At 32.7% G+C, this 23,659-nt stretch carries 31 protein-coding genes; 3 read left to right on the top strand and 28 right to left on the bottom strand.

Annotated features, from left to right (window positions below):
- From BLW23_RS14990 to BLW23_RS14975, 4 genes are read right to left on the bottom strand one after another with little or no spacing between them, the layout of a single operon-like run.
- Complete coding sequence (locus BLW23_RS14990; RefSeq protein ID WP_093671248.1) at window positions 1-2,835, bottom strand: phage tail tape measure protein; 2,835 nt, start codon at window positions 2,833-2,835, stop codon at window positions 1-3.
- Window positions 2,835-3,290: a hypothetical protein gene (locus BLW23_RS14985; RefSeq protein WP_093671246.1), complete on the bottom strand. Its 456-nt coding sequence runs from the start codon at window positions 3,288-3,290 to the stop codon at window positions 2,835-2,837. Before BLW23_RS14985 ends, BLW23_RS14990 begins: the two co-directional genes overlap by 1 nt.
- The gene (locus BLW23_RS14980) at window positions 3,291-3,806 is read right to left on the bottom strand and encodes a hypothetical protein (protein ID WP_093671244.1); all 516 of its coding nucleotides are present in this window, start codon (window positions 3,804-3,806) and stop codon (window positions 3,291-3,293) included. It lies immediately after the preceding gene.
- Window positions 3,799-4,566, bottom strand: a complete 768-nt coding sequence (locus BLW23_RS14975) for a hypothetical protein (protein WP_143032193.1) — start codon at window positions 4,564-4,566, stop codon at window positions 3,799-3,801. Before BLW23_RS14975 ends, BLW23_RS14980 begins: the two co-directional genes overlap by 8 nt.
- A 142-nt stretch (window positions 4,567-4,708) precedes the next feature.
- Between BLW23_RS14975 and BLW23_RS14970 the strand changes: the two genes are divergently transcribed.
- A complete protein-coding gene (locus BLW23_RS14970; protein ID WP_093671241.1) occupies window positions 4,709-5,065 on the top strand; it encodes a hypothetical protein in 357 nt (118 codons plus the stop codon).
- A gap of 84 nt (window positions 5,066-5,149) precedes the next feature.
- Here the strand turns inward: BLW23_RS14970 and BLW23_RS14965 are convergent, their stop codons facing one another.
- From BLW23_RS14965 to BLW23_RS14935, 7 genes are read right to left on the bottom strand one after another with little or no spacing between them, the layout of a single operon-like run.
- A complete protein-coding gene (locus BLW23_RS14965) occupies window positions 5,150-5,446 on the bottom strand; it encodes a hypothetical protein (RefSeq protein ID WP_176829841.1) in 297 nt (98 codons plus the stop codon).
- A gap of 22 nt (window positions 5,447-5,468) precedes the next feature.
- Entirely contained in the window at window positions 5,469-5,891 is a 423-nt protein-coding gene (locus BLW23_RS14960; RefSeq protein ID WP_093671237.1) for a TIGR02594 family protein, read from the bottom strand.
- Window positions 5,884-6,333, bottom strand: coding sequence for a phage holin family protein (locus tag BLW23_RS14955; RefSeq protein WP_176829840.1), 450 nt, complete (start codon window positions 6,331-6,333; stop codon window positions 5,884-5,886). Before BLW23_RS14955 ends, BLW23_RS14960 begins: the two co-directional genes overlap by 8 nt.
- A gap of 43 nt (window positions 6,334-6,376) precedes the next feature.
- Window positions 6,377-7,102 carry a hypothetical protein gene (locus BLW23_RS14950; RefSeq protein WP_093671233.1) on the bottom strand — a complete coding sequence of 242 codons (726 nt, stop codon included), beginning with the start codon at window positions 7,100-7,102 and terminating at the stop codon, window positions 6,377-6,379.
- Window positions 7,099-8,055 (bottom strand): DUF6712 family protein, encoded by a 957-nt coding sequence (locus BLW23_RS14945; protein WP_093671231.1) that lies wholly within the window; start codon window positions 8,053-8,055, stop codon window positions 7,099-7,101. The genes BLW23_RS14950 and BLW23_RS14945 overlap by 4 nt, the downstream gene beginning before the upstream one ends.
- Window positions 8,052-9,413, bottom strand: a complete 1,362-nt coding sequence (locus tag BLW23_RS14940; protein ID WP_093671229.1) for a hypothetical protein — start codon at window positions 9,411-9,413, stop codon at window positions 8,052-8,054. The genes BLW23_RS14945 and BLW23_RS14940 overlap by 4 nt, the downstream gene beginning before the upstream one ends.
- The gene (locus BLW23_RS14935; RefSeq protein WP_093671227.1) at window positions 9,414-9,764 is read right to left on the bottom strand and encodes a hypothetical protein; all 351 of its coding nucleotides are present in this window, start codon (window positions 9,762-9,764) and stop codon (window positions 9,414-9,416) included.
- A 161-nt stretch (window positions 9,765-9,925) separates the two neighbouring features.
- On the opposite strand from BLW23_RS14935, the gene BLW23_RS14930 reads away from it, so the two are divergent.
- Together BLW23_RS14930 and BLW23_RS14925 are read left to right on the top strand one after the other, a co-directional pair.
- A complete protein-coding gene (locus BLW23_RS14930) occupies window positions 9,926-10,123 on the top strand; it encodes a hypothetical protein (RefSeq protein ID WP_093671225.1) in 198 nt (65 codons plus the stop codon).
- A gap of 124 nt (window positions 10,124-10,247) precedes the next feature.
- The gene (locus tag BLW23_RS14925; RefSeq protein WP_093671223.1) at window positions 10,248-10,496 is read left to right on the top strand and encodes a hypothetical protein; all 249 of its coding nucleotides are present in this window, start codon (window positions 10,248-10,250) and stop codon (window positions 10,494-10,496) included.
- A 113-nt stretch (window positions 10,497-10,609) separates the two neighbouring features.
- On the opposite strand, the gene BLW23_RS14920 is transcribed toward BLW23_RS14925, so the two are convergent.
- From BLW23_RS14920 to BLW23_RS14840, 17 genes are all read right to left on the bottom strand, one after another.
- Window positions 10,610-11,335: an ion transporter gene (locus BLW23_RS14920; protein WP_093671221.1), complete on the bottom strand. Its 726-nt coding sequence runs from the start codon at window positions 11,333-11,335 to the stop codon at window positions 10,610-10,612.
- A 332-nt stretch (window positions 11,336-11,667) separates the two neighbouring features.
- Window positions 11,668-13,185 (bottom strand): hypothetical protein, encoded by a 1,518-nt coding sequence (locus tag BLW23_RS14915; protein ID WP_255362807.1) that lies wholly within the window; start codon window positions 13,183-13,185, stop codon window positions 11,668-11,670.
- On the bottom strand, window positions 13,172-13,765 hold the full coding sequence (locus BLW23_RS14910; protein ID WP_093671219.1) for a hypothetical protein: 594 nt from the start codon (window positions 13,763-13,765) through the stop codon (window positions 13,172-13,174). The genes BLW23_RS14915 and BLW23_RS14910 overlap by 14 nt, the downstream gene beginning before the upstream one ends.
- Before the next feature lie 58 nt (window positions 13,766-13,823).
- Window positions 13,824-14,072, bottom strand: coding sequence for a hypothetical protein (locus tag BLW23_RS14905; protein WP_093671217.1), 249 nt, complete (start codon window positions 14,070-14,072; stop codon window positions 13,824-13,826).
- Window positions 14,073-14,259: 187 nt separating this feature from the next.
- Window positions 14,260-14,655: a hypothetical protein gene (locus BLW23_RS14900; RefSeq protein WP_093671215.1), complete on the bottom strand. Its 396-nt coding sequence runs from the start codon at window positions 14,653-14,655 to the stop codon at window positions 14,260-14,262.
- Window positions 14,656-14,741: 86 nt separating this feature from the next.
- Complete coding sequence (locus BLW23_RS14895; protein ID WP_093671213.1) at window positions 14,742-15,257, bottom strand: hypothetical protein; 516 nt, start codon at window positions 15,255-15,257, stop codon at window positions 14,742-14,744.
- An 83-nt stretch (window positions 15,258-15,340) separates the two neighbouring features.
- On the bottom strand, window positions 15,341-15,895 hold the full coding sequence (locus BLW23_RS14890; protein ID WP_176829839.1) for an AAA family ATPase: 555 nt from the start codon (window positions 15,893-15,895) through the stop codon (window positions 15,341-15,343).
- Window positions 15,896-15,900: 5 nt separating this feature from the next.
- On the bottom strand, window positions 15,901-16,239 hold the full coding sequence (locus tag BLW23_RS14885) for a hypothetical protein (protein ID WP_093671209.1): 339 nt from the start codon (window positions 16,237-16,239) through the stop codon (window positions 15,901-15,903).
- A gap of 120 nt (window positions 16,240-16,359) precedes the next feature.
- Entirely contained in the window at window positions 16,360-18,012 is a 1,653-nt protein-coding gene (locus tag BLW23_RS14880; RefSeq protein ID WP_093671207.1) for a class I SAM-dependent methyltransferase, read from the bottom strand.
- 52 nt (window positions 18,013-18,064) lie between these two features.
- Window positions 18,065-18,466, bottom strand: a complete 402-nt coding sequence (locus BLW23_RS14875) for an ArdC-like ssDNA-binding domain-containing protein (protein WP_093671205.1) — start codon at window positions 18,464-18,466, stop codon at window positions 18,065-18,067.
- 137 nt (window positions 18,467-18,603) lie between these two features.
- The gene (locus BLW23_RS14870; protein WP_093671203.1) at window positions 18,604-18,789 is read right to left on the bottom strand and encodes a hypothetical protein; all 186 of its coding nucleotides are present in this window, start codon (window positions 18,787-18,789) and stop codon (window positions 18,604-18,606) included.
- Between the two features lie 266 nt (window positions 18,790-19,055).
- Window positions 19,056-19,799: a GREB1-related protein gene (locus BLW23_RS14865; protein WP_093671201.1), complete on the bottom strand. Its 744-nt coding sequence runs from the start codon at window positions 19,797-19,799 to the stop codon at window positions 19,056-19,058.
- Window positions 19,784-20,434 (bottom strand): ParB N-terminal domain-containing protein, encoded by a 651-nt coding sequence (locus BLW23_RS14860; RefSeq protein WP_093671838.1) that lies wholly within the window; start codon window positions 20,432-20,434, stop codon window positions 19,784-19,786. The genes BLW23_RS14865 and BLW23_RS14860 overlap by 16 nt, the downstream gene beginning before the upstream one ends.
- 447 nt (window positions 20,435-20,881) lie before the next feature.
- Entirely contained in the window at window positions 20,882-21,301 is a 420-nt protein-coding gene (locus BLW23_RS14855) for a hypothetical protein (RefSeq protein WP_093671199.1), read from the bottom strand.
- Window positions 21,302-21,629: 328 nt separating this feature from the next.
- Entirely contained in the window at window positions 21,630-22,358 is a 729-nt protein-coding gene (locus tag BLW23_RS14850) for a hypothetical protein (RefSeq protein WP_093671197.1), read from the bottom strand.
- A 257-nt stretch (window positions 22,359-22,615) separates the two neighbouring features.
- The gene (locus BLW23_RS14845) at window positions 22,616-23,179 is read right to left on the bottom strand and encodes a hypothetical protein (protein WP_093671195.1); all 564 of its coding nucleotides are present in this window, start codon (window positions 23,177-23,179) and stop codon (window positions 22,616-22,618) included.
- A 6-nt stretch (window positions 23,180-23,185) separates the two neighbouring features.
- Entirely contained in the window at window positions 23,186-23,659 is a 474-nt protein-coding gene (locus BLW23_RS14840) for a hypothetical protein (protein WP_093671193.1), read from the bottom strand.

The raw sequence follows: 23,659 nt of genomic DNA, 5'->3' as shown, positions 1-23,659 counted from the left end.
CTATTTTATTTTTGCTTCTTCTTTTGTACTTGTAATTAACTGTTTTCTTTGCTCGTACTCTTCTATTTCATCATCGCCAATAAGTGCCTTAGCCTCAATTCCACCTTCTAAGAGAGTACCTAACTTTGATGAAATATCTTGTAAAAGTCTAGTGTTAACAGAATCTTCAACATCTACTTCCCCAACTTCCTCAGAAATATCTTGAACCTTGGAATAATCTCCTTTTTCGAAACCTGGTACTTTCGATGTTTCACCCTTATGAACTCCTAGTATATGTTGAATTATTCTAGGGTCTAGCTTTGAATAGGTAACATCATCAATAATCATTTCAGGCCTGCGGCGTTCTCCAACCAAGTACTCTTGCATTAAGGTCGGTTGTGATACTATTTGTGTTCTGGTGGGACCTCCTAGTGTTGCATTAAATTTTTTACCATCTTCTCTGGTTACTGGATACAAACCTTTGACAGTAGACGCAGCGATCTGACCTATTTGAACACCAGCCATTAACTTTGTTGCTAGTGTTTGTTTAGCCGCAATGGCAGTATTATATGCAACAAAAGGCATACCCGCTGTTAAAGGAGAAGCAGCAATCGCCTTTGCATTGGCAATAGCAGTATTTGCAGTAATTTGAGCAATCGATTTTGAAGTATTGTTCAAGACATCCTTAACTGCCAAAGCTTTTTCCAAAACAAACAACGCTTTGTAAATACCAGTTTTCTTTCCGAACATGTCTTTTAAAGCAGCTATTCCAAAATCTAAGGCGTTCTGCTTCGCATATTGAAGCTGCATTTCAGCGTCAACCATTCGTTTATGATGCTCTTGTGTTAGCTTTTCATATTGCTTGTTTTCTTTTTCTTTATCTTTCAGTCGTTGCTGTTTGTACTTATCTTCTATTGCTTTTATTTGCGCCTCTTTGGATTTAGTTAAACGAACTTTTAAAGCCTTATCTTCTTCTGAAAGTTCCGCTTCTTTTTCACGAGTAAGACCAGCTTCTAACTCCATATCTTCAAACTTTTTTTCCAGTCTCAATATTTCTTCCTCCTCAGCTCTTTCTTGCCCTTCTAAATCTTTCAATTCTTTTTGAATCGCCTGTTCCTCTTCCCATTCATCCAAGAATTCCTTTAGTTTCTTTTTTGAATCTAGAATTCTTTGATCTTCTGGCGTAAGTTCATTTTTAGTTTGATTGGTTTCTTTAGGTGTATCTGTTCCAGATTCGTTAGTAACAGTGTCTTCTTCATTGGTTTCAGTACTTAAAAAGGTTTTTAAGTCCACCCGTTTCATCTTGTCTTTACCTTGAAAAGCTTCGTAAATCTCATTAGCATCTTTAGTAACTTGATCTTTTACATCACCAACAATATTAGGGATAAAACTTATTGATTGCTTGAAGCCTTCTTTAATTTTTTTCCAATCTCCAGTAAAAATACCTACCACTACATTTCCTAATCCTTTGAATGATTCCCAAGCATTTTTTATAAGGCTACCTAACACCTTAAAACCACTAGACGCTAATGTTCCTATACTACTTAATAAACCCGAAAAAACAGCACTCTGGTTATTCAAATCGACAAACCAATTGTATAAAGAAACCCCTCCTTTTAAAATCTTAATAAGCGTTTTAGTAGCAAATATTTTACCTTTTTTTATCCACTTTCCAATACCTTCAGAACCACTAGCAAATAATTGAGTAGTAATGCTTTTTAACTCTTTTTTGGTTTCAAGCTCTTCCTTACGGATTTTCTGAGCTTCTGTTAAGGGTTTTTGCTGTTTGTTCAACGCAATATTTACAGCATTTAAAACTTTTACCGCACCTCCTGCATCTTCTCCCGCAGACTTAAATAAATCGGCTGTTAATTGTGCTTGCTGTTGTTGGTTTAAATTTACTTTTTGAGATTGTTTTGCAATTTCTTGTAAGGCTTGTTTCGTAGTAATTTTACCCTCTTTAACTCTTTTTAAAATGGATTTTGAAAATTGAGCCCCAAAGGCATTGGTTAAGGCTGTTGTAGTTGATTTAGTTTGTTCCTTTAAAGCCAAATCTGCTTCTTTTAACGCATCAGGAAGCTTATCTTTATAAATACTTAAATCAATTCCTGTATTGACAATTTTCACAAAATCGCTCACGGAATACCCCGCATTTTTAAACTGTACAGGATATTCCGCAATACTATCTAAAAACTCACCGTTTTTTAATTTCCCTTTAACGGCTGCACTTTCTATTTGATCAAAAGCTTCTTTATAAGAAACACCAAACCCTTTTGCCAACGACTTGGCCGCCTCTACACTTTCGTTTATTTCTGTTCCAAAAAGTTCTTTTAAGGCTTCAGCTCTTACTCGTATGGCATCAGTAGCATCACCTGTTGTTTGTGTAATATTTTGGATTTGCTCATTTGTTTTTTCGACTTCTATATTAAATTCCAACCAGCTTTTTAGCCCTGCACCGATACCAACCAGCGCCGTTATAGCAGCACCAATAGGTGTTAAAACAAATGCTTTCGCTGAAGAGAGTAATCCATTTAAACCAGCACGAATACCTTGTAAACCTTGCTTAACTTTTTCAGGATTTCCTGATAAAAAACCATCAAAAACAGTACTGAAGTGCCCTTTGAACTCTTCTAAGGTAACATTCGTTCCATGGATCTCCTCTTTAATATTATCAAAATGTTTTTCAGCCTTTTCTAACTCTTTAGATTTTTTAATAAACTCATCAGTACCAGGAGTAAGACTCTTTACTTCACGTTTCAGTTTATTTACCTCTTTTTTAACACTATAGAAAGTGTTTTTGACTTGTTTCCCATTGATAACAATATCAATATCCCAAACCCCCTTTTTCTTTGCCATTACTTTACTTTTAATTGGTTACCAAACATCAGTTCGACCTCTTTCATTCTCAACTTCCCTAACTCATTAAATACATATTCAAAAGCACCACTACTTTCAACCGCCATTTCAATAAATGGTTGTTTTCTCAGTATCATCCCATGCTCCTTTACAGTATAAAAAGTCTTTCTCGGAATATTTCTTTCCTTAACATGACCTATCCTATCTCCATTCACTCCATGCTGATGAACAAAGCCATGTTTTGCCATATTCACACGGATACCAAACAGGCGAACATTTCCCATTTTCTTTGAAACTTTCAACGATTCCAACAGTGATTCGTCTGGGTTCTTAGATTTACGGAAAGTTGACGCTATTTCACTTTCTAGTTTATTTTGAATAAGAGATGAGGCTTTATTTCCGATTTTCCCTTCAGCTCTTTTTATAGCCACTTTATCGATTGGTTTGTTACTCATCTACTGCCATTTATCAGGATTTAACTTAGTACTAAAAGGAGTACTTATTTTAAACTCACAACGATACCCATATAGATAATTAGAGGTTACAGGGCCTATTTGAGTAAGTTGAAAAGAAAGCTTATCAATGGACGAATACCATTTATTTTTAATACCAGTTTCTAACATATAAACTCCATCTATTTCAATAAGCTTTTTACAGACCTCCAAGGCTATTTCTAGGGAATTATTCAGCACCTTATTAATAGCTTCTTCATCACTAACATCATTGGTATAAACACCATCCATTCCTAATATGTTAAAAGCACCGTTATATCCTGAAAACAGTGAGCTTTCAGTATTGGTAAATTGAAGCGTTGGACTTTCAATCGTCATTAACGGAAAAACAGTATTATCCCTGACAGGACCATCAAATTCACTAAAATTCCAACGATAACAGGTTTGTACATCTTTATGTTTTTTAGCTATTTCTTTTTGCTTACTTATAATTTCATCATGGGTTAAAGAACTATCCATTTTTTGACTCTTTTAATTTTTTAGCGTAATCATCAAGGAAGGTGTACAGGTTTGTTTTGAAGGTTTTATGATAATCTCCAAAGGTTGAACCCGATACATCTATTATTAATTCAGCTATTCCAGAACTCGTTGGAATCTTTTTTGATTTGTTTTCGCCTTTTGGAAATATAGCCGCGTATTTAGGTATGCTTGCGATATAATCTCTACATCCCATATAGGACAACAAACAACTTAGAATCTCTTCTTTTTTAACCTTCCTAAATTGTTCAGCTTTTTGTGATAGTAATTCTTTTTTAAACGTTGGGCGTTCTATTGCCTTGGGGACATACAAAACCGCGAACATATAAAGTAGATATTCATAGCCGTAATCTTCTTTCTCATTATCTTTGTTATTGAGATAGCCTAAATACAAATCTTCCAACACCGAAAACTCACCAATAGTAATATTTCCAAGTCTATCTGAAGGACTTACAAAGCTTTTACGCTGGATATGAACCTGCTTAATGAATCGAGTTAAATTTTGGCTTTTATAAAAGTCTCTGTAATGGGTTTTCAATTCTGATAAACTAACAATATTCAGTAGTTTTAATACTTGCCTTCTTAATCTTAATTTATACCATTTGCATTTTACTAAAATTTTAAACATGGCAATATCAAAAAGTATCGGGTTACTTTGCGAAAAGTAAAGTCTTGCCACTTGTTTAAGTTGGGAATCACTCAGCTCATTCCATGTGTTGGGTATTTGTAATTCTATTTTCACTTACTAATCTTGTTTTTATTTCTTCAATTTTTGACATAAAAAAACACCTTGAAAAAGGTGTTTTGTGGTAAGTGTTATTTTTAAGGTTCAAAGAGTAATGAATATCATGCGCAATAATTTTTAAATTCTTAACTTTATAAACATGAAACCAATTAAGATAAAAGCTACAAATATTGAAGATATAGAACTACCAAATCATGACATTATGTACGATGTTATAGGTAGACTTAATAATGATCTTAACAAACAGTTAGATGATTCTGTTATCGAAGGATTGAAACGCAAAGGATTTGAATTTAAACACCATTTCGAATTAGAAGCCTTCATAAAAGAACGTTGTAGGTGTGAAGACAATACTGAATTAAAAGAACGGGTTTATTATGTGGATAATATTCCTTTCTTTTTACACAACTACAAAAGCGAAATTATTACTGACCCTTCAAGAACGGGTGACCCTAACATGATAGTTGGTGAGTTGGGTACATTTGCGTACCTATAATTACATTTTGTTATCCCGATAATACCACTTACCACAATTATGTCAAAGAACTTTTCAGTTTTTAGGATCTGATTACCTCTTTTATTATCGTATTCTTAAACGCCTTTTTTGTTTTCGGGTTAAGTGTTTTTTAAGTACACATACCGACAAACTATCACATGAATTAAATGCCTTTGTTTTCTCAATAGTGTTGATAGGCTTTTGATTGATGCTAACGTTTATATCTTCTGAGTTTTTAACCTTCCCTACATTCAAATCCACATCATGTTGTATGAGCGTAGATTCTTTTTTAATCGCCTCCTGAATTGTCGGTGTTAGCAATTGTGTTGCGAACTTATAACCGCCCATAAAACCAAGTAACAACCCCACTAGCAAACCCATAATTATATTTTTCCAACTCATATTAAATCACTTTTCTAAATTCTAACAATCTGCTTTTTGGGTACGCTTGGATATTTACCTGGTCTTTTTGGTTTCCCCCTAAAACATAGATATAGTTATCTGTTTGCTTTATAAAGAAACCTACGTGTCCTTTCCAACTATTTTTACTCTCTCTCCAAAGCACTACAATATCACCTTGCTTTGGTGTTTGTGTTCTTTTTCCAATCTTCAGCCAACTTCTAGCAGTAAGCTTTCCGGAATAATCAGCTTGGGCTTTCATACATACCCAATTGGCAAAGGCGCTGCACCATGCGGTTTCATCTGTAACCCTCGAATCTTCATACCCTAAAACTTTAAAATATTTAAGTACTTCTGGGTTGTGTTTAATGCCTTTAATCTCACGAATACCATATTGAGACAAGGCTATTTTTAGTGTTTTACTCATGGGATAAAGAATTTAAATCATCAAAATTTTCACTATTCGATTCATCATGTTTATGAGTATCAATCTTGTTAAGTATTTTCAAAAGGGTTTCATTACTTATAAGCCCTAACAAACTCATGTTTTTTAGTACAGAAATCAACTGAAAGATGAGAATAGGTAATAGGATGGCTTCACTTAAGAAGCTTGCGAAACTATAGGCATCTTCTATAAGTAAAACCGTGGCCAGCAACCAACAAAATGCAACGAATCGAGATAGCCCTTTAAAAGACTTCCGAGTTTGGAAATTTCCTTTTTTAATGGAGCGTATCACTCCAAATATTACATCTATGGCGACTACTGCAAAAATTGCCAAAAACTGATTTTTCTCTTTTATGAATAGACTTATTATGTCCGAGAAAACACCACCTGCTACACTAAGGGCGATGAATAATTTTAGTTTCATTCTGAAATGTTTTGTATTTATACTTGTTATCATTATTTTTCATTTATTGGTTTGTTCTATAATCTATTGTTACTCTCGCTGTTGTTTGAGCATTACAATAAAGCAGAAATTGATAGGTATTTAATTGTGGATGTACTCCTATAGTTCCGCTTACTCCTGCGGAAACTCTTAGTACTCTTGGCAATTCCAAAGCATATCTATGAAACCAGCTTACATGATCGATCATTCGGTTATCTGTCCATGGAATGCTCGCATAAGAAAATTCTCCTTCTATTGTCTGGTATGGATAATCGACATTATAGGGTACTAAATCACTCAAAATAACCCGTCCTGAATTTTCAAACTCCGTAGCCGGCATGGTAACAATATCTAAAGTTCCATAGCCTGAATACTCCACGGGATGAACATCAGGAAGATCAGGCGAAGGCGTTGCTATTTTTATCGAACCAGTTAATCCCACTCTGGTAAACGGATCTGTACCATCAATAACAGAGCTCAAGGATGCCTCAGCTTTCATAAGTCTAATTATTTTATCTGATCCACTGTCAACTACCTCCAAAACAAGATTGATCGCATAATAAATTTCCTCTGGGTATTCTTGAACAACTGAAATTCCTAATAGTTGATGCTCTAATCCTAATCCAGTATCAACAATATATTCATCGGTATTATTGGCAAAAAACTCAATTACCTGAGTATTTATTCCCTCAGTAACATTAGTATCTGAGGGACTTCTCGAAACTCCTATGTTTGCTCTTACGGTAATCATAATCCTAAAACTCCTTTTCCGTTAATAAATGGGCTGGGGGCTTGATTCTGTTTTGGTGTATAGCTAGGGAATAACTCAGAGTCATCTTGAATTAGGTTTTTAGCCAGTTTTAAAAAATTGTGAGCCTCTTCTTGCTTTTGTTTTATTTGAGTTTTTATATGCTCATTCAATGTGCTTTTTGAACTATACTGACGTTCATAATCGAGCAAATCAAAACGAAGTTTAAAGCCCTCACTTTCTTGAAAATACATACCACTACCTAATGTTTTTGAAACGGTATAAAAAACAATAGCTTTACTTACGTACTTCTTTACATCTTGTACAACTTCGTTTTCAATGGTTGACCTTTTTAAGTCCTTTAAAACTCCTTCGGTGATGATAGGAATGATGTATTGATACTCCACGGTTTCCAATTCATTAGACAGCGATACAAAGGTTTGACGGGAATCAAAGATGTTGTAATGTTCTTGGAAATCTTGAGTACTGTTGACAAGAAGTGATTTAAACTTGGTGTACTGCTTCGAGTTTTTCCAAGGTTCAAATAACTGCTCGTTATCCTCCATTAACTCAAAGAGATTATCCAAAGCTATTAACCCCGCCTTTTTATAATAGCGTTGTAGATCTCTAATATCATTAGTAGATGCCGATTCTTGATTTCTTGGAGCTACTCGGTTAATTCCTCCTGATGTTATTTGAACACCTCCAAATGGTGAGTAGTCATACATAGCAAGGTTCGTTTCTACCTCCTTTGCGAACTTAACGGCTTGTTGGATAATTTCATCAGACTCTGAATACTGAGTAAAGCGAATAACTTGTTCTTTTCCTATAAGCTTCACCAACTTATTCTGATAAACACTTTTTAAAAAAGGTTGTATTTTTTTAAAACCTTGTCCATCGAAAGAACTTTCTACAGAAATGAACTCTTTAAAATCTTCTAAATTTTTCGTTATCATACGTTGGCTGCTTTTTGGGTTCCTGTTGGATTTTTATCTAAAGTGGTTAATTGGGTATCTTCAAAAGCTCCATCAATTTCAGCATCCCAATTATTGTATTGTTGAATAAACTCAAAGGATTCCAGCACAGTTTCACGTTTTGGCTTGGCTCTTGCACACTGAATAGTCCACGCCACACGCTTGTCGCTTCCTCCTCCTGCGGTCATTCCTCCAGGAATACCTGCACCGATTAAAGTAGGATCCACAGAAATAGCAAAAAGTGTTTCTGAGTTGGCCGCTTCTCCATCTGGCAAAAAACTACCATCTTTTAACTTGTCATCTATAGCTGTAATTTTAACACCCGGAAACGGTTTTCCATGGTCGTCTTTATAAATCATGGACCAGATAGACTTCCCTGCGTTTTCGCTTCCTCTTAAGTACTTATCAATAAATTCAACAAACTGCTTGGTAGTAGTGGCTCTTTCTTCAAGGGTAAAATCTGACCATTCTTTATCTGAACCCTTATATTTTGATTTGAAATAGTCTTCATCAACTTCAATATGATACTTGATGTTCACTTGATTTTCAAAAAGTGCCTTTTTAAATTCGGGAATACTATTGGCCACATGAATCCATTTTGAATAATATGCCGAATGCCATGAGGCTACTGGGTAGTAACTTTCATCGAGCATGGTGTAAAACATCGGACGAACAAAACTCTTTATTTTATTCGCTTTACAATATTCCTTTACTTCTTCAGCACTCCAATAACTATCTATTAAAGGAATCTTTTTTGCATAATCAGAATCTAAATCGACACCATCAGCCCACTTGGTAGAAACCCAAACGTTTTTTATGAATCCCGTTTTTTCTTCCATTAACTCAAATCTGCAATGCGCTGCTTTTTGTCGGTAAACTCTAGCAATAGAATTGCCATCATTCGATAAAATATACTCAGGAAAAGCAATAGCAAAATAGGTAAGATCAGTAATACTATCTTTAAAAAAACGTTTCATCTGACTTGCTTTAAAAAAGCTATTGATCTTAGGAAACTGCCTTAATGAAGTTTTAACAAGCTTTCTTTTTTCTTCCCCATTTTTATTCTCCTCGGCAACCTCCTGAAACAGAATAAAACCACGCCCATAAATGGAATCCTTCACCAAACTAAGTCCTGAAGTTGCCGCACCATTTTTTCGAACTTCTTTTAAAAGCTTCTGAGGAAAATCATTATTTGATCCCCACGAAGCAATTCCTTGGCTTTTGTTTTCTGTATGTACATGAACCTTGGTTGGTTCTGCTGTATTTACTGTTGTACTGGTATTAACAACAACAACTGCCGAACCACCTCCTACAATTCCTATATTTCCGAAATTCTGCATTTAGTAAACCACTAATTTTTCGTTAAACGATTTGATAAAGCGTATTTTGATTTTACGCAACTCCCTTTTGTCATTTTCCATGTATTCAATGTTTATAGTTCCATTTTCAAAATGACTAGGATTCTTTTTTGGTTTGGGAAGTAATGAAGCCGATCGTGTTAAAGCTTCCAATGATTGCTTTTGCTTTTTATTACTCATTACAAATCGGGCGTTTTCGTAATGCCTAAGATTACCGCCTTTTTTAGTGTTTGAGTTAAACGTGAAAGCTGATAAAGAAAAAGGTATTGCATACCCTTCTTTATCCGTTTTTTTCATTTCCTGTAATACTTCCTTTAACGAAATTGAATCCATACAACGAAAGTATATTCACGACTAGAAATTAGGAAGGACAAAAAAAACAGAAGTTTTATTGGTTGTTTTTGAGGGTAGATAATTAAAAAATCTTCGTTTTACGGAATGTCATAAAATATATTCGAATGTCTTTCAGAAATTGCAGCATTAAAATGAAGAACATGACTATTAAAAAAATTATTGAAACATCTAAAACAGGAGATACCATACAATATACCACGTACCCAAACAACATTGGGATCGCAAAGAATTTGAAAATAACTGAAATATTGAAAAACGAAGTGATTAGTGTTGATACCAACGAAGAAATTTATCACCATAGTTTAGCATACAAACCTTTTAGATTTAGTATTAACTAAAAAGAAAAGACTTTAGAAGGCAAAATAGAATTAATAGAAAACTTAAATAATAAACGTTTTTCAGTTCCTCTCAAAAACTGTATTTTAAAGTATAAAATACCGATAACCAAACAACAATAAAAATATGACCAAGCAAAAGAAAACAACAGTAAAAAAAGAAGTTAAAAAGCAAAAGAAAACAACAGTAAAAAAAGAAGTTAAAAAACCAAAGAATAAAATATCAAAAAGATTGCCCAAAAAATCAATAGATGATAGAGCTGAAACTCTAAATCCTCAAAATAAAAAATACTATAAAAGTAGGATCGAAGGTATTAATGAAGAACAAGCTATTAAACTAGCTAAAATAGAAGTAAAGAAAAGAAAAATAAAATAAGTTAAACACCATATAAATAATAAGTAAGCGAAAAGTAGCTAGAGTGACTAATCTAAAAACACTTCAGATTAGATATTTATGAAGCCAAAAAAGATAATAACTGGAAACAATTTTTATCCACTTTTATTTTCATCCTTTTGCATATTTCTTGCTTTACCCAAAGCTGTCGCAACCAGACCAGCTGGAATAGTTACAATACCTAAACCTATTAATAAAATAAAAAAGGTAAAAATCCTTCCCCCTACTGTAATTGGATAGACATCCCCATAACCAACAGTTGTTAATGTCGCAACAGACCACCAAAGACTATGAAATACAGATTTAAAAACCTCTGGTTGCGCTTCGTTTTCAAAAAAATATATCCCTGAAGCTGATATATATATTAAAATAATGGTAAGTATTAAAAAAAGAATCATTTCTTCTTTTACGATTTTTGCCGCTAAATGAAATCTATTTAACGCTCTATTATATCTAATAAGCTTCAAAGCTCTAAACAATCTAAAAACCCTAAATACTCTTAACACCCTTAAATCAATAGCTATCTTAAGATAAAAAGGAATTACTGATAATAAATCAACTAGTCCGTAAAAACTAAATATATACCTAAAAGGTTTTTCTGAAACTATTACCCTGAGTATATATTCTAAACTGAATACCGTTACACAAATAAATTCAACGTACCTGAGTATATTACTCAAGTATTCAGAATTATCAGGTAGAGTTTCTATAGAAAAAGAAATCAATGAAATAAAAATTAAAGTCTGTATAAAATAATCAAAATTCCTCCCTCTTTTTGTTGTATTATCCTCTAAAATTTCCCTTAAAGTATTTAGTGTCATAGAAGCTAAGTTTTTTAAAATAAAATTACCTCTTATTTCTTAAATACCTCTTGATATTATGCGAAATACTTTGATTTTTTCCTTTTAAAACCTAAATAAGCCCTTCTTTTTCTCAAAAAACACACTTTTTTTGGGTGTTTTCTCATTTTTAAAAACATAAAACATTGATAGTCAGTTTTTAATCTGTTTTTCACCCCCTTAAAATTCTCATTTTATCACATCCGCCCACGCCACGACCTAAGCTAATCAACAATTGTTGTTTTTGAAATTGAGTGATATATGAAAAACGCCCCCAGAATTAACTGGAGGCGTTGATTTAATTTCAATTAAAGTTAGGAAACATTCATGAGTTCGATATGCTCCCTATCTCTATCACTTAGCAAGTGTTTATAGAGTTCCCATAGAGGTATATCGAAAGCATCTGAGTAGTGAGTTGTATGTTCTTGCTTCATACTCTTATTCTTTTCATCCTTCTTCACCTTTTCAATTCCATTGCGCCCATCGGTGGCCTCTGCTCGTTCTAGTGAGATAATAAGATTCGGGTTGTTGACCTCATTAATAGATATCTTTGGGAAGTTTGAATACTCTTTTAACATGAGGTTGATAAGTGTATATTTAAGATTATGAGGAGCTGCAGGTTTCCCTTTGGATTTATCTGTCACACGCCACCCTCTTTTCTTCAGCATCTTTACAACTTCATCACCATAGGTATCCGTAGAATTATGCGTTCGTGCATTTCCATCATGTCCATAATATAAATTTACTTTTGTGTTTGGGTAATGCTCATAGTAATCACAAAAGTCATCAATTAAATTATCAATTATTTCTGGTTGTTGTTTATGAAATGAATTAACCACTCGATAATCGTTCGCATGTGTTTGCGAAACAACCATAGATAGAAATGTTCCCCAGTCAATAGATATGTTCAGGGGTTTATTTGTATCGAGATCTGAATCTTTTCGGCAATCTAAATGAGAACTCGTATAATTAGGAGTTAGATCCATCAGATACTCGTTGTTCAATTTAGTATAAAGATGTTTCTTACCGAATTGCGGATAAAACCCATTGAGTATTTCTTTAGGGCGAATATTACGGATTTCAGCATTATATATGATTTTTGACGGTGCTTCATCCTCCATTTCTTCAAACCATCCTTTTCTTAAATTATGTTTATTAACAAGAGATGAAGCTTTTAGAAAAATATACTTTTGATGATTCTTAATTAGTTTTTTACTAATCTTTTCATCCATATCGGTAAACCACTTACCTTTTTTACTCACAGGAGTTGAAGAAGCATATATTTCACATCCTAACAAAGTAGCATTTGGAAAACGCTCTTGTTTACCTCTATTAGTTGTCTTTACATTATAATACAACTTAATAGGGTCAAATAAAGCAGCTTCATCACCAAGAACCCCAAAAGCATTCAATCCACGACCGCTATCAGGATTATCAAGGGAAACCATTTGAAAAATAGCACCGTTGGAAAAATGAATAATATTCTTCCAAGAGTTAGGTGCCTGAATTGGTGCTTTGAAGCCATGACTTGTGGTACCATTTTTTCCAACAACATAATCTACATTTTCATATAACCCCAAAACCTCCAACCCTTCTTTTGTAGAAGGCAAGGTTCTGGAAAGTATTTGTTGATAGGTTGAACCAACTAAAGCGAAGGATGCACCATGCATTTGCTTCACCATCTTTTTCATAAACCAAGCAAGAATAAAAGACTTGCCTGTACCACGACCCCACTCAAGAAATATTTTACTTTTCTTTAAAATTGTTACCGCTAAAAAAGCTAACCATTGAGCAGGGTTCAATTTTATTTTTCGAAACCTACTCTTCTTCATCTAGCCCTTGTTTTACCTCTTCATATTCTACATCTTCTACTTCGAAATTATTCAAATCGACGACTCCCGATTGCATAAACTCAAGTAGCTGGTTTTTCTCTGGACCCGAAAGTGTAAAATGATCTGGTTTATCCTCCAACTTAGCCGCATTAAACTCTGTAGTTTCTTCTTTGTCTATTTCCAAGTACTTCTCCAGCTTGGTTAAGGCCTGAGTAACAGCAATAGGGTTTTTCTGTTTCATAGCCATAAGCAATGCTTTATGGGCATACTCGGCTAATACAACGAGTGATGCCTTTCTTTCAGATTTATGAACCTCCCCGAATAGCTGTTCGGCTTTGGTCATATCTTTATATAATTGCGATTGTGAAATTGAATTGCCTAACGCTTCTTGTTGATCTTTATAAGCGTTAATGGCTTGCAGTCGGGAATGGAAATTTAAACGGAGGGTAAACAGCGTTAACCAGCGTTCTCTTTTTTCATCTTGCTTTTTGGTAAGTGTAATTTTACCAGGACTTTTATAATATGCCCATACTTTATCGAAAGTGGTATCACCCACGTTTATTTTAGGTAAACCTGACATCTATTCTTGTTTTAGATAACAAAAATGACATCAAACAGATTTACCTAAAAGGACACTTTTAACACGGTATATTATTAAAACACCAAACAGTTTTTATACCGTCGGCTGTAGTTTCTTTTTGAGGTGTATAATTTAAATTTATTAGAATGTTATAAAGCTCATAAGTATCTATAGAATCCTTGGGAAAGGTTGAGAATAAAACTTCTAAAAATTCTTCATTAGTACACTTATATGCAGCGTTTTCAATAGTTGCTGGAACAAAGTTTTTTCGAATAAAATTGGTGATTGGAATTGTTGTGTCAATCATGGTTTCGCATTTTAGAAGGATTAAAAACCCACGTAAGGCTGCGAAACATTTTACAAAAAGGGTAAAATACAGGGTAAAAATACCCCGTACTTACGTGGGAATAGTTCTTATTTAATTCCCTTCTTGTTAAAAAAATGTTTCGCATTTCAAAGTTACAAAAAAAGCCCCTTTTAAGAGGCTTTAATTTTTATCTAAGGTAATAAATAAAGAAGAAATCCTCTAGTGTATTTTTAACTTTTTGAACATAACTATAAGAATTCCAATTTATTAAATCTTCGCCTAATAAAGTTTTAAGTTTTGTTACTTCCTCGTTTAATTTATTGATTAAATAAAGATTTTGTGTTTTCATCATTCTTTTATGGAGAAATTTAAAAACCAAAGAAGGATTGTGCTTTAGTTTATCAACTAACTTTTGTTGAATTGTGTTTTTACTTAGCAATATATTTTCTTTAATCTCGTCAAGCTCATAATATTCGTCTTCATTGAATCTATATGACATTGTGAACAAATCTGAAAAATGTAATCCCTTTACTTCTCCTACGTTTGCTATACTTTGTCCGATTGATAATTTTACTTGTTGCATTGGTTTAACTTTTATATTTTTGAAACTGATTATTACATAAAAGGATGCGTTTTTAAATTAACTTTTTGCGCATCCTTTTTCTTTTTTTATGATGCTAAAAAAGCTAATTGCCCTTTATAGCTTGGATCAACTATTACTTTAAGATTTGTATTTACTACCTTGTATATTTCGAACAAACTATCTGATACTTTTAACATTCCTTTTGACAGTTTAGAAAATTGAAGTGGCGTGATTCCATTACCATCACTTTTTTCAATATTCTTTGATAACTCCACTAATTTCTGCCAGTCAAAGTTTACTTTGTTTTCAGAATAAAAAACTTTCTTTTTTACTTGTCCGTTTTTAGAAGTACAGAAAACACCATCTTCTTCAAAAACAATATCTTCAGATTTTTGAATCTCTCGAAATGATTCTTTAGAAAAGGCTTTGCCTTCCACTAATTTGATTTGTGCTTCCGGAATAGAAAAAAGTGTTAAAGGTTGAATGATCATCATTTTTTTATCGGTAACAATAAAGTTTCCATTTCTAACAATTACATACTCGCAATTTTCATCCGCTACTTGCTTTGTTATTACCTCTTGAATTTGTGTTAATTTGCTCATAACTTTTTGATTATTATTAATATTTGTTTGATTATTACCTTACGAACGTACCCTTGTTTTACAGAAAGAAAAAGCCTAAAAACTTATTTTTTTTGTTTTTTTTCGAGTACTTCGATCGCTTCCATTTTGTACTGATCTTCTAGGGGTTGTTTTTTATGATTGTTAAGAATAGCCCCATGTTCAGCAAAGTGCCTTAAATCTCTTCCCATTCTTCTACCCTTTGAAGTGTGCATATCAAAAGCATAATCGGGAATAGGTAAAAGGTCCTCTCCATGATTAGGAAATATGGAACAGGTAACCCAATCAACAAGCCTTGATTTTTTGCACCTGCAAAGCAATAAAACCGCATGTGTTATCATTAATCTTTCAGGTTTACTGAGTTTCTTTTGCTTTTTTGCCTCTTTATAAGCTACATGTAAACTCTCTAATATTGCTGGAGTAGATAAGGTGGCTAAACCAACATCTTCACTTGAAATTACTTTTAATCTTCGCCAAAGGGCCTCATCCTTTCCGCTTTCTACTACTTCTACCGAAAAAAATAGTGCGTTTTTCTCGTCTCCTCTTCTTATGGCTTTTTGAATAGTAGATACTACTTCTAAATAGCTATATCCGTTTTTAGTTGGTGGTATTATACTCATTTGCATTATTTGTTGTTGGTTATTTCTTTTAAGTAATTGATTTCTTTATCTATTTTTCTTAATAGTTCTTCTTTATGGACTAAATGAAGCTCTTTTTTTACTCTCATTTGTTGAATGAAATAAATAGAAAAAGTTTCGAAGGAACTAAGTGTTATAAATGCTACCCCTTTAAAATTATCTATATTGAATTTTAACGCCAATCCTTTTTTATGGTAATAACAGAAGCTAGTAACTCCCCAAGTATGGTACATTGACTTTTTCCTTAATGAATTATGAATTTCTTTAGTTTTGAACTCTCTTTTGTTCTCCACTAATTTTTCTAAATGCTCAACTTTTACATTCATTTTTAAAATTGTTTTTTTGATTATTACCTTACGAACGTACCCTTGTTTTACAGAAATAAAAAGCCTATAAACTTTAAGTTATCATTCTTAAAATTTATAGGCTAAATAGCTTAACATCATTTAATTTGATGAAGTAAATAATTCAAATAACTGATTTGATAGCTCAGACTTTGCCTTTGTTATTTTTGTGGATGAACCGCTTTTTTTTCTTGGTTTTGGGTTTTTAGTTTTTGGACTGTATTTATCCGCAAGTGTAAACCCTTTTAATTCGCCATAGGCTTTATTGAGTTGATACCAATCTTTTTCTTTTCTGAATTTAAGGTGCATCGTCCCTTTTAAGAAAAATTTAAATTCAAAAAAGCCCCATTTATACCAAGTATTGGTTTTAAAGGTTTCCGAATACACAAATCCGTGTTTTTTGAACTCCTTAAAACAACTTATAAAATCGGAATGATAATAAGTAGAAATATCTGTTTTCTCTAGCAACTCTTTCAAAGATTCTTGAGTAGCATCTTCATTTTGAAATAAGTTTATAATCTTAATTTGATTCTCTATTTTGAAGTTCCAAATGCGTTCATAGAAAAACTGATATTTTCTAAATATGGTGTGAATACTCCCTATATCATCATAATTTTTACCTGTTATAAAACATAATACTTTAGTGAGGTCATCAATATCGCTAGTATTTCCATGAAGATATTGATATTCTCCAACCATTCGATTAACAATAAACTTTTTATTAAGCATATGCCCGCTATTGGTTTTCCATCCCTCAATTCCATACCTATTCTCATGAGTGTATTTAGTGAAGTTATCAACTACTTCCTCTAATGCCCTATTATAAGTCTGTTGGCGTGTACCTATGATAATTTCGATCATTCGGTAAACATTCCGCATAGTGAATGGATATTTTTTTTGTTTCTCAATAAAGGCGTTAATATCTCGCATAACTCCTTTTGTAACAAACTTGTTTAAGTTCATTTTATTGAAAACATGCCCCCAACATTTACGCTGTAAACTTCTAGCGAATTGCTCTTTAGTTGCTACTTCATCTCTATACCCTACTTTTAAAGCAAAATCACTAAAGCCAAAATCTCTGGTTAACAAAGCAATTTCATCTTTTAAAATATCCAACTTGTCAAACACTTTTACTGCCCCAACATATCTATTTACAATTGACCGTATTTCATTGTATTGCATTATGCCTTCGCCTGTTTCTTCTTCCTCGTCTTGGTCCATAAAGAAACCTTCAAATTTATTAGTATCAGATACAACTGGCTTAAATAACTTAATTAACCCTATTTCCACCCCAGTTTTTCGCTCGGCTTTTTTAAAGCAATCGCCTAGATTTTCATAATCTCCGTAGTCCTTAATTACCATTCTCAACTCTCTATAATAATATTCTTTACTGATAGTTTCATAGTTGCACAAAGCCACAACCTCACAACCCTCTGGAGCAATTTTAAAAGCGTGTAGTATATGCTTATCGGCATTACTAAATGGTGGGTTCATAACTATTAAATCAATATGACTTACATCTTCTGCAGAGGAATTAAAAAAGTCGCTTCCTAATACGGTACATTTATCTGAAATGATTTTTCGCAAATCATCATTTTTTTCATAAGCATACACTTCACTAGCTCTCTGACTTTTCACATAGTCTATAATATCTCCTTTTCCTGCACTGGGTTCTAATATTGTTTTATTATTACAATCCAAGTTCATTAAATCTAATACGTGTCTTGGCGTTGGATAAAATTCTTTATCAAACATTTTCAAATATTTTTAAGGTTTCCCTCCTTCATAAAAGGAGGGGTTAATAAGTTTACTCTTCAATGGCCTCTACTTGTCCATTTGAGAACAAATAGGCTATACCAAACATTTTAAACTCTTTATCATCTTCTCCCTCGTTTTTTGCTTTTTTTGTTACATCCCTCGGTTTTGACCAGATAAAGAATGATTTTGAACCTTTTTTAACCTTAAACCCTTTTTCTTTCCAATTTTTAAAAGTGTTGAACTCTTGATGTATAGAACTCTTATACATACAGTTAATAATTACTTCATTAATAGTATCACCCGCTTCTGGATTATCTTCCATGATCATTTTAGCCGTATTACTAAAATCCTTTAACAGATCTCTTTTTGCCTCTCTCCCTTCTGCATTGAATACTGTATTATAAAAATCTTCTCTAGTTAACTTTTTGGTATTTTCTTGTGTAGTTTCCATTTTTTTAAATGTTTTATTTGATTATTACAGTACGAACGTACCCTTGTTTTACAGAAAGAAAAAACCTATAAACTTTAAGTTTTCATTCTTAAAATTTATAGGCTGAATCAGTAGAATAAAGATTTTAAAATCTAATCTTAAAATTCGTCCCCAAACTCTTCAGCTATATTTTTGCATAATTGAATGAGGTGTTTTATATATGGTTTTTCCCTAGGATTAGAATCTTCTTCAATACTTTGAACACCTTCATTTTGAAGTGTTTCTTGGCAATCTATTAAATCATGGTAGGTATTTTCAAATCTACAATAGCTCATGTTTGACATAATTCTAGTTTTTTAATTATTAATATTTATTTGATTATTACAGTACGAACGTACCCTTGTTTTACAGAAAGAAAAAGCCTATAAACTTTAAGTTTTCATTCTTAAAATTTATAGGCTAAATCAATAACATAAAGCAACTAGCAACCAAAAACCTACTCAGGTTTTGGCTACTATTAACTTATGATAATAGGGGATTGAATTTGTTCTTACGAACGTATCCTTATTTTTAATTTTAACAAAGCCTAATAACATTTATTTATCAAGCGCTAAAAAGGTATTTTCAATGTTCTTGAACCCGCAATTTTCACTTTGGCTAAATGTGTATCTTTTTTGAGTTCAACTGCTGCACCAAAGTATTTTTTGAGTTTTAAAGTATCTTCTAGCTCCTTTTGTTGTGTTCTGTAACTGGCACAACCTCCTTTATTTGCAAAAGTATTGGAGAACTTGAAAGTAAACCGTTCATCTATGTAGCACATTCTATGATAATGAGCATTTAATCCGGACACCCAATAATCTTCCGTCAAAATCAAATCGGTATTAAAATGAAGTTTTGAACCTTCTAAAAGTCCAAAAGCTCCACCCATTACGGTTCCGCTTAATTTTAATGGTTTCAATGGATTGAAAGCTGTCGGCATTGGAGACTTGGAAAAAGCAAATAAATACACTCCCATGTCATTGGCAATATTTCCAGCTTGTTGGATTAATTCATAGGCTAATTTTTTAGGCACTTTGGTTTGTTCGCCCTTACCTGTATAAACCCTTGCCATTTGTGTCATGTCATCATCCACCTGAAAAACATTTCCAAAATGCTCATAAATCCATTGCCTTTTTGGAGTCAAGCCTATAATACTATCAGGATGCGCCACAACTTCTGTGTTTTTATTGTATTCCTTATATAAGGCAGCTTGACTCTCTGGAACACAGATAATACAATTAGCAATTGCCTTGGTAGTTTTTACTCGGTCATACCTCAAATGTGAGGGAATGACAATTTTTATTTCTTTTCCCATTGCTCCTGAAATTTTTTGGTATCAATTACATGAGTTTGACCGACTCTTTCTGATTTGTAGGAAGCCTCTTTATTCAGATTTAAAGCTGTTTGTAAAAAGGTTAAATCGGTGATGTTTTTGGCTACAATAATAACCGCCGAGTACTTCTCGTTGTATCTGGCTACAATTGGATATTTAGGCTTATCGGGAATATCATTAAACTTTTGTTCAAACACAGCCTGTTCCTGTTCTTCTTCTATCATTTCTTCAAGTTCCTTATCGATATCTAGTCCAAAAGAAGCCAAATCAAAATCAGAAAAATTGTCTTTCAAAATATCATCCACCCAATCACCCAGGGAAATATTTGAACGTACATTATACTCTTTTAACTCTTCTTCAGTTAGTTGTCGGTTTGGTACCCGAACATCTATTAGTTCCTCTCCGCGTTCTTTTAAGAGTAAAACTGTTACACGCTGATGCCCTGCTATTAAGGTATTATCTAAGTTAATTACTGGAATCTCCACCAAGTTAAACTTGTCGATGCTTTCATTTAACTTTTGTTCCTTTTCCTTACTCAAACTACGAGGATTGTACTCATAAGGAATTAATTCGGAAACCTTTCTTTTTTGGGTTTCCCATTTCAAAACTTCATTCATTTTTTTAACATTTAAGACTCCAATATTCGCCAATAGTCTTGAAGTAAAGAAGGACAGAAAAAACTACTATTTCATTTTATTTTGTTTTTACTAATTTTGATTTATGAAAAGAATACAATTCATAGGTTTCACTTGGTTTGGAATTTTGCTATTACACCCTTTTGTTTATTTTCTGTTTATTAAACTAACTTGGGCTTTTCCTTTATCACTTGTATTAACTTCAATATCTCTATTTATCGTTTTTATAATCATTCTTTCCTTTGGTTCAAAATATGTAAAGAATGATTAAACTAATCTTTATTTATAATTCGTTTACTTAAATCTTGGACATAAAAAAACACCTTAATTAAGGTGCTCAGTGGTAAGTGTTATTTATGTGGACAACAAATCATATAGTGTTAGCCTATCGGCACGCCATATGCTTAGTTGGCAAATCGTTATTCTTAGTTAATTCCTGATAGTTCTATTTGTTATGTTCTCATCATAGTTTTTAATGAATAATTCAATTTTTTCTTCATCAATTTTCCCATCAGAGGTCAGTACTTTATTTTTAATTAAAAGTTTCACCATATTTTTTAAACTCCTTGATTTTATTTCGGCTTGAGTTCCTTTTGTAAGGAAACTTATCTTTGCGTAATCATCATCTAAGTACATATGAGTTTCATTAGAATGTATGGTGATTTTTATTTTCTGCTCATCTGAATTAAGTTCAGATAAATAAATTCCGAATGTTTCATAAGTATTCTCTTTCTCACATTGCATATATTCTTTTTTATCAACTAATACTTTATTCTTTTTGATTTTAATTTTTTGAGAATAACAAATTGAGGTTGTTATAAATAGGAGTAGTAAAATTAGTTTTTTCATAATATTATTTTTTTAGGTTTTCGTTTTTAATGTTTGCCAACTGGTTATATCTCGACAAATATAATTTTTATTCGGGTTATATCCCCTGATAACTGGAACTTTTAGGTTTTGTTATCAGGGTTAAGTATTTCTTACCACAATTATGTCAAAGAACGTTTTTTCCTTTTTTTTTAGGTATCGGAGAACCTACTATTTTCTATTTCCTTTTGGAATTCACTATTATTTAATCACCTTTGAGCAGACGTGATAATTTTCTGCGTATTAATCAAACTTGACTAACTCTACAGCGCCCCCCCACAAGTCGAACTACATTAATGCGCAGTTTTAACTACTTTTCAACTAACAGCTTTAAAACAAAACTTAATGAAGATTCAAGTTCCAGGAGCTTCTTTTTAGATTTTAATATATTGGCTTCAAGTTTCAATTTTTTATTACGCAATACTGTATTTTTTAACTCTATTTGAAGTTTCTCCTTTCGTGCTTTTTGCCTCGTAATTGATGAGCGTAAAGAGTTCTTTTTATTACTTAACTGCGCGAGATTTAAATTCTCTAAATCATTTTCAGGAATTTGAATCACTTCTTTATGATCCGTATAATAATCAATGATTTTCCAAGCTTCTTTTATGGTTTTAAAGAGTGCGTCAATCTTAATTATGAGATCTAAAGCCTTGTATTCAATTTCATGCTCTTGCAAAGTATTTAATTGCATTTTTAAACTACATGCTAAAGCAAAATTATTCTTTTGCTCCGTATAAACTGGATGCAGTTCGAATGGTAAATCTTTAATTTGCACGCTCGGTTTGTAACTTGGTTTTGCTGCAAATTCTGACTTAATTTGTATTTCTTCTTCAGAAACATTTTTCCTTTCAAGAATAGCAGGAGCTGTACACAAATGTTTATTCTTTTCAAGCTGGTACTTGAGTTTCATTAGGTTTTGCCGAGATTCCTTTTGCATGGCTTTTAAGAAATACTTATTGCAATTCGGAAGGGCCTCATATAAGGCTAAGGCGGTTTTGTAATCTTGTTCTTCTGAACTTAACCAATCATCAATTGTCATGTTTATTTTTAATCAAAAATGACAATTGTTAATCGAAGTCTAAAGGACAAAAAAACCACTCGTAATTGAGTGGTTTTAATAAATAAAATTTTTTTTTATAATGCTTTTTTGAAGAACAAGCTTCAAACTATTTTATCTGCTTCCTAAATTAAGACATAACTTTACTTTTTAAATTAGATTTAGCTTCTACTTTGGGGAACGCTTGAAACCTCTCACTAAATCCTATATTGCGTTAATTACAATCAAAAAACGATAGTCTATGGTAATGTTGTGGTTACTTCTCCTTTATAAATTGGACCAGCTACAACACTTTTGTCTGAAAAGACTAATGTTACATTGTTTTCTCCTTCTTTTTCCGCAGCTACTTTAGGTGTTACTTCAGAAAGTATTGCACCGTAGTTTTTACTGCCCAGTTGACGTAAACGACCTGAACCAGATTCTCTTGCTAAAACTATCAAAGGCTTCATTCCCTTTAAAAGTCTTAATGATCCTAAAAGCTTTGGATCACTTCCTTGAACAACTACAGTAAGCTTATTTTCAAACACTTGTTTGGCATCACCAATAAGAGAACTTTCAATACCGTTTTTATCTTGAATGGCATTTAGTTTAATAAACGCCTTGCCAGTTTTTAATACATGATTTCCTTCAATAGTTGCTAACTCTTCAATTGTAGCAGCCACTCTCGTCGGATCTGAATCATCCATTTTTTTGGTCTCAGCAATAGATTCAAAATCTTCCATTTTTGCTACATAAATTTCATTATGTACCAATCCTCCTGTTGGTTCAATGTCAGTCCCTCCTATGTTTTCTAAGTTAATCATACTAATTTATTTTACTGATTCAACAAATGGAGCTCTACCGACAATTAGCTCTTCCATAGCTTTTTTATCTTTTATTAACTCGCTGGTTTTTTTTGGCACTCCTTTAATACTTAATGTTTTCGGAGCATCAAAACTAAACGCATATCGTTGTTCGTTAACGATAATGGTTGAGCGAGTTTTTAAATACTCCTCTTTAGTCAATGCCGGCTTCGCTGGTTTTTTAAGACTTACTAATTCTTCATTTAACTTTGATTTTTCACTAGTAAGATCTGAATTGAGAGCCTCTAGCGTCTCCTTTTCTAATTCCAAAGCTTCATTTTGAACAGTTAACTCATTAATCTTTGCTAATGAATCTGTTTTTAGCTTTGTATTTTCGCTTGTCAACTGCTTATTAGTGCTTTCCAATGCAGTTATTTTTCCTTGTAAAGCTTCTATGCTCACATCGCTATTTGCCTCTTTATTTTCTTCTTTTTTTGCCAT

Origin of the sequence: Tenacibaculum sp. MAR_2009_124, from assembly GCF_900105455.1 — a bacterium.
Taxonomy (GTDB): Bacteria; Bacteroidota; Bacteroidia; order Flavobacteriales; family Flavobacteriaceae; genus Polaribacter.
Note: the sequence above shows the minus strand (reverse complement) of the source record. Positions and strands in the feature narration are given on the sequence as shown.

Coding starts and splice junctions, on each gene's coding strand:
- BLW23_RS14845 (WP_093671195.1), bottom strand. CDS start 23,179: ATGATTAACTTAGAAAACATAGGAGGGACTGACATTGAACCAACAGGA.
- BLW23_RS14850 (WP_093671197.1), bottom strand. CDS start 22,358: ATGACAATTGATGATTGGTTAAGTTCAGAAGAACAAGATTACAAAACC.
- BLW23_RS14950 (WP_093671233.1), bottom strand. CDS start 7,102: ATGATTACCGTAAGAGCAAACATAGGAGTTTCGAGAAGTCCCTCAGAT.
- BLW23_RS14970 (WP_093671241.1), top strand. CDS start 4,709: ATGAAACCAATTAAGATAAAAGCTACAAATATTGAAGATATAGAACTA.
- BLW23_RS14940 (WP_093671229.1), bottom strand. CDS start 9,413: ATGCAGAATTTCGGAAATATAGGAATTGTAGGAGGTGGTTCGGCAGTT.
- BLW23_RS14920 (WP_093671221.1), bottom strand. CDS start 11,335: ATGACACTAAATACTTTAAGGGAAATTTTAGAGGATAATACAACAAAA.
- BLW23_RS14990 (WP_093671248.1), bottom strand. CDS start 2,835: ATGGCAAAGAAAAAGGGGGTTTGGGATATTGATATTGTTATCAATGGG.
- BLW23_RS14885 (WP_093671209.1), bottom strand. CDS start 16,239: ATGAATGTAAAAGTTGAGCATTTAGAAAAATTAGTGGAGAACAAAAGA.
- BLW23_RS14985 (WP_093671246.1), bottom strand. CDS start 3,290: ATGAGTAACAAACCAATCGATAAAGTGGCTATAAAAAGAGCTGAAGGG.
- BLW23_RS14890 (WP_176829839.1), bottom strand. CDS start 15,895: ATGAGTATAATACCACCAACTAAAAACGGATATAGCTATTTAGAAGTA.
- BLW23_RS14925 (WP_093671223.1), top strand. CDS start 10,248: ATGACCAAGCAAAAGAAAACAACAGTAAAAAAAGAAGTTAAAAAGCAA.
- BLW23_RS14870 (WP_093671203.1), bottom strand. CDS start 18,789: ATGTCAAACATGAGCTATTGTAGATTTGAAAATACCTACCATGATTTA.
- BLW23_RS14955 (WP_176829840.1), bottom strand. CDS start 6,333: ATGAAACTAAAATTATTCATCGCCCTTAGTGTAGCAGGTGGTGTTTTC.
- BLW23_RS14840 (WP_093671193.1), bottom strand. CDS start 23,659: ATGGCAAAAAAAGAAGAAAATAAAGAGGCAAATAGCGATGTGAGCATA.
- BLW23_RS14960 (WP_093671237.1), bottom strand. CDS start 5,891: ATGAGTAAAACACTAAAAATAGCCTTGTCTCAATATGGTATTCGTGAG.
- BLW23_RS14965 (WP_176829841.1), bottom strand. CDS start 5,446: ATGGGTTTGCTAGTGGGGTTGTTACTTGGTTTTATGGGCGGTTATAAG.
- BLW23_RS14865 (WP_093671201.1), bottom strand. CDS start 19,799: ATGGGAAAAGAAATAAAAATTGTCATTCCCTCACATTTGAGGTATGAC.
- BLW23_RS14900 (WP_093671215.1), bottom strand. CDS start 14,655: ATGCAACAAGTAAAATTATCAATCGGACAAAGTATAGCAAACGTAGGA.
- BLW23_RS14905 (WP_093671217.1), bottom strand. CDS start 14,072: ATGATTGACACAACAATTCCAATCACCAATTTTATTCGAAAAAACTTT.
- BLW23_RS14860 (WP_093671838.1), bottom strand. CDS start 20,434: ATGAATGAAGTTTTGAAATGGGAAACCCAAAAAAGAAAGGTTTCCGAA.
- BLW23_RS14945 (WP_093671231.1), bottom strand. CDS start 8,055: ATGATAACGAAAAATTTAGAAGATTTTAAAGAGTTCATTTCTGTAGAA.
- BLW23_RS14875 (WP_093671205.1), bottom strand. CDS start 18,466: ATGGAAACTACACAAGAAAATACCAAAAAGTTAACTAGAGAAGATTTT.
- BLW23_RS14895 (WP_093671213.1), bottom strand. CDS start 15,257: ATGAGCAAATTAACACAAATTCAAGAGGTAATAACAAAGCAAGTAGCG.
- BLW23_RS14915 (WP_255362807.1), bottom strand. CDS start 13,185: ATGAAGAAGAGTAGGTTTCGAAAAATAAAATTGAACCCTGCTCAATGG.
- BLW23_RS14930 (WP_093671225.1), top strand. CDS start 9,926: ATGACTATTAAAAAAATTATTGAAACATCTAAAACAGGAGATACCATA.
- BLW23_RS14855 (WP_093671199.1), bottom strand. CDS start 21,301: ATGAAAAAACTAATTTTACTACTCCTATTTATAACAACCTCAATTTGT.
- BLW23_RS14910 (WP_093671219.1), bottom strand. CDS start 13,765: ATGTCAGGTTTACCTAAAATAAACGTGGGTGATACCACTTTCGATAAA.
- BLW23_RS14980 (WP_093671244.1), bottom strand. CDS start 3,806: ATGGATAGTTCTTTAACCCATGATGAAATTATAAGTAAGCAAAAAGAA.
- BLW23_RS14880 (WP_093671207.1), bottom strand. CDS start 18,012: ATGTTTGATAAAGAATTTTATCCAACGCCAAGACACGTATTAGATTTA.
- BLW23_RS14935 (WP_093671227.1), bottom strand. CDS start 9,764: ATGGATTCAATTTCGTTAAAGGAAGTATTACAGGAAATGAAAAAAACG.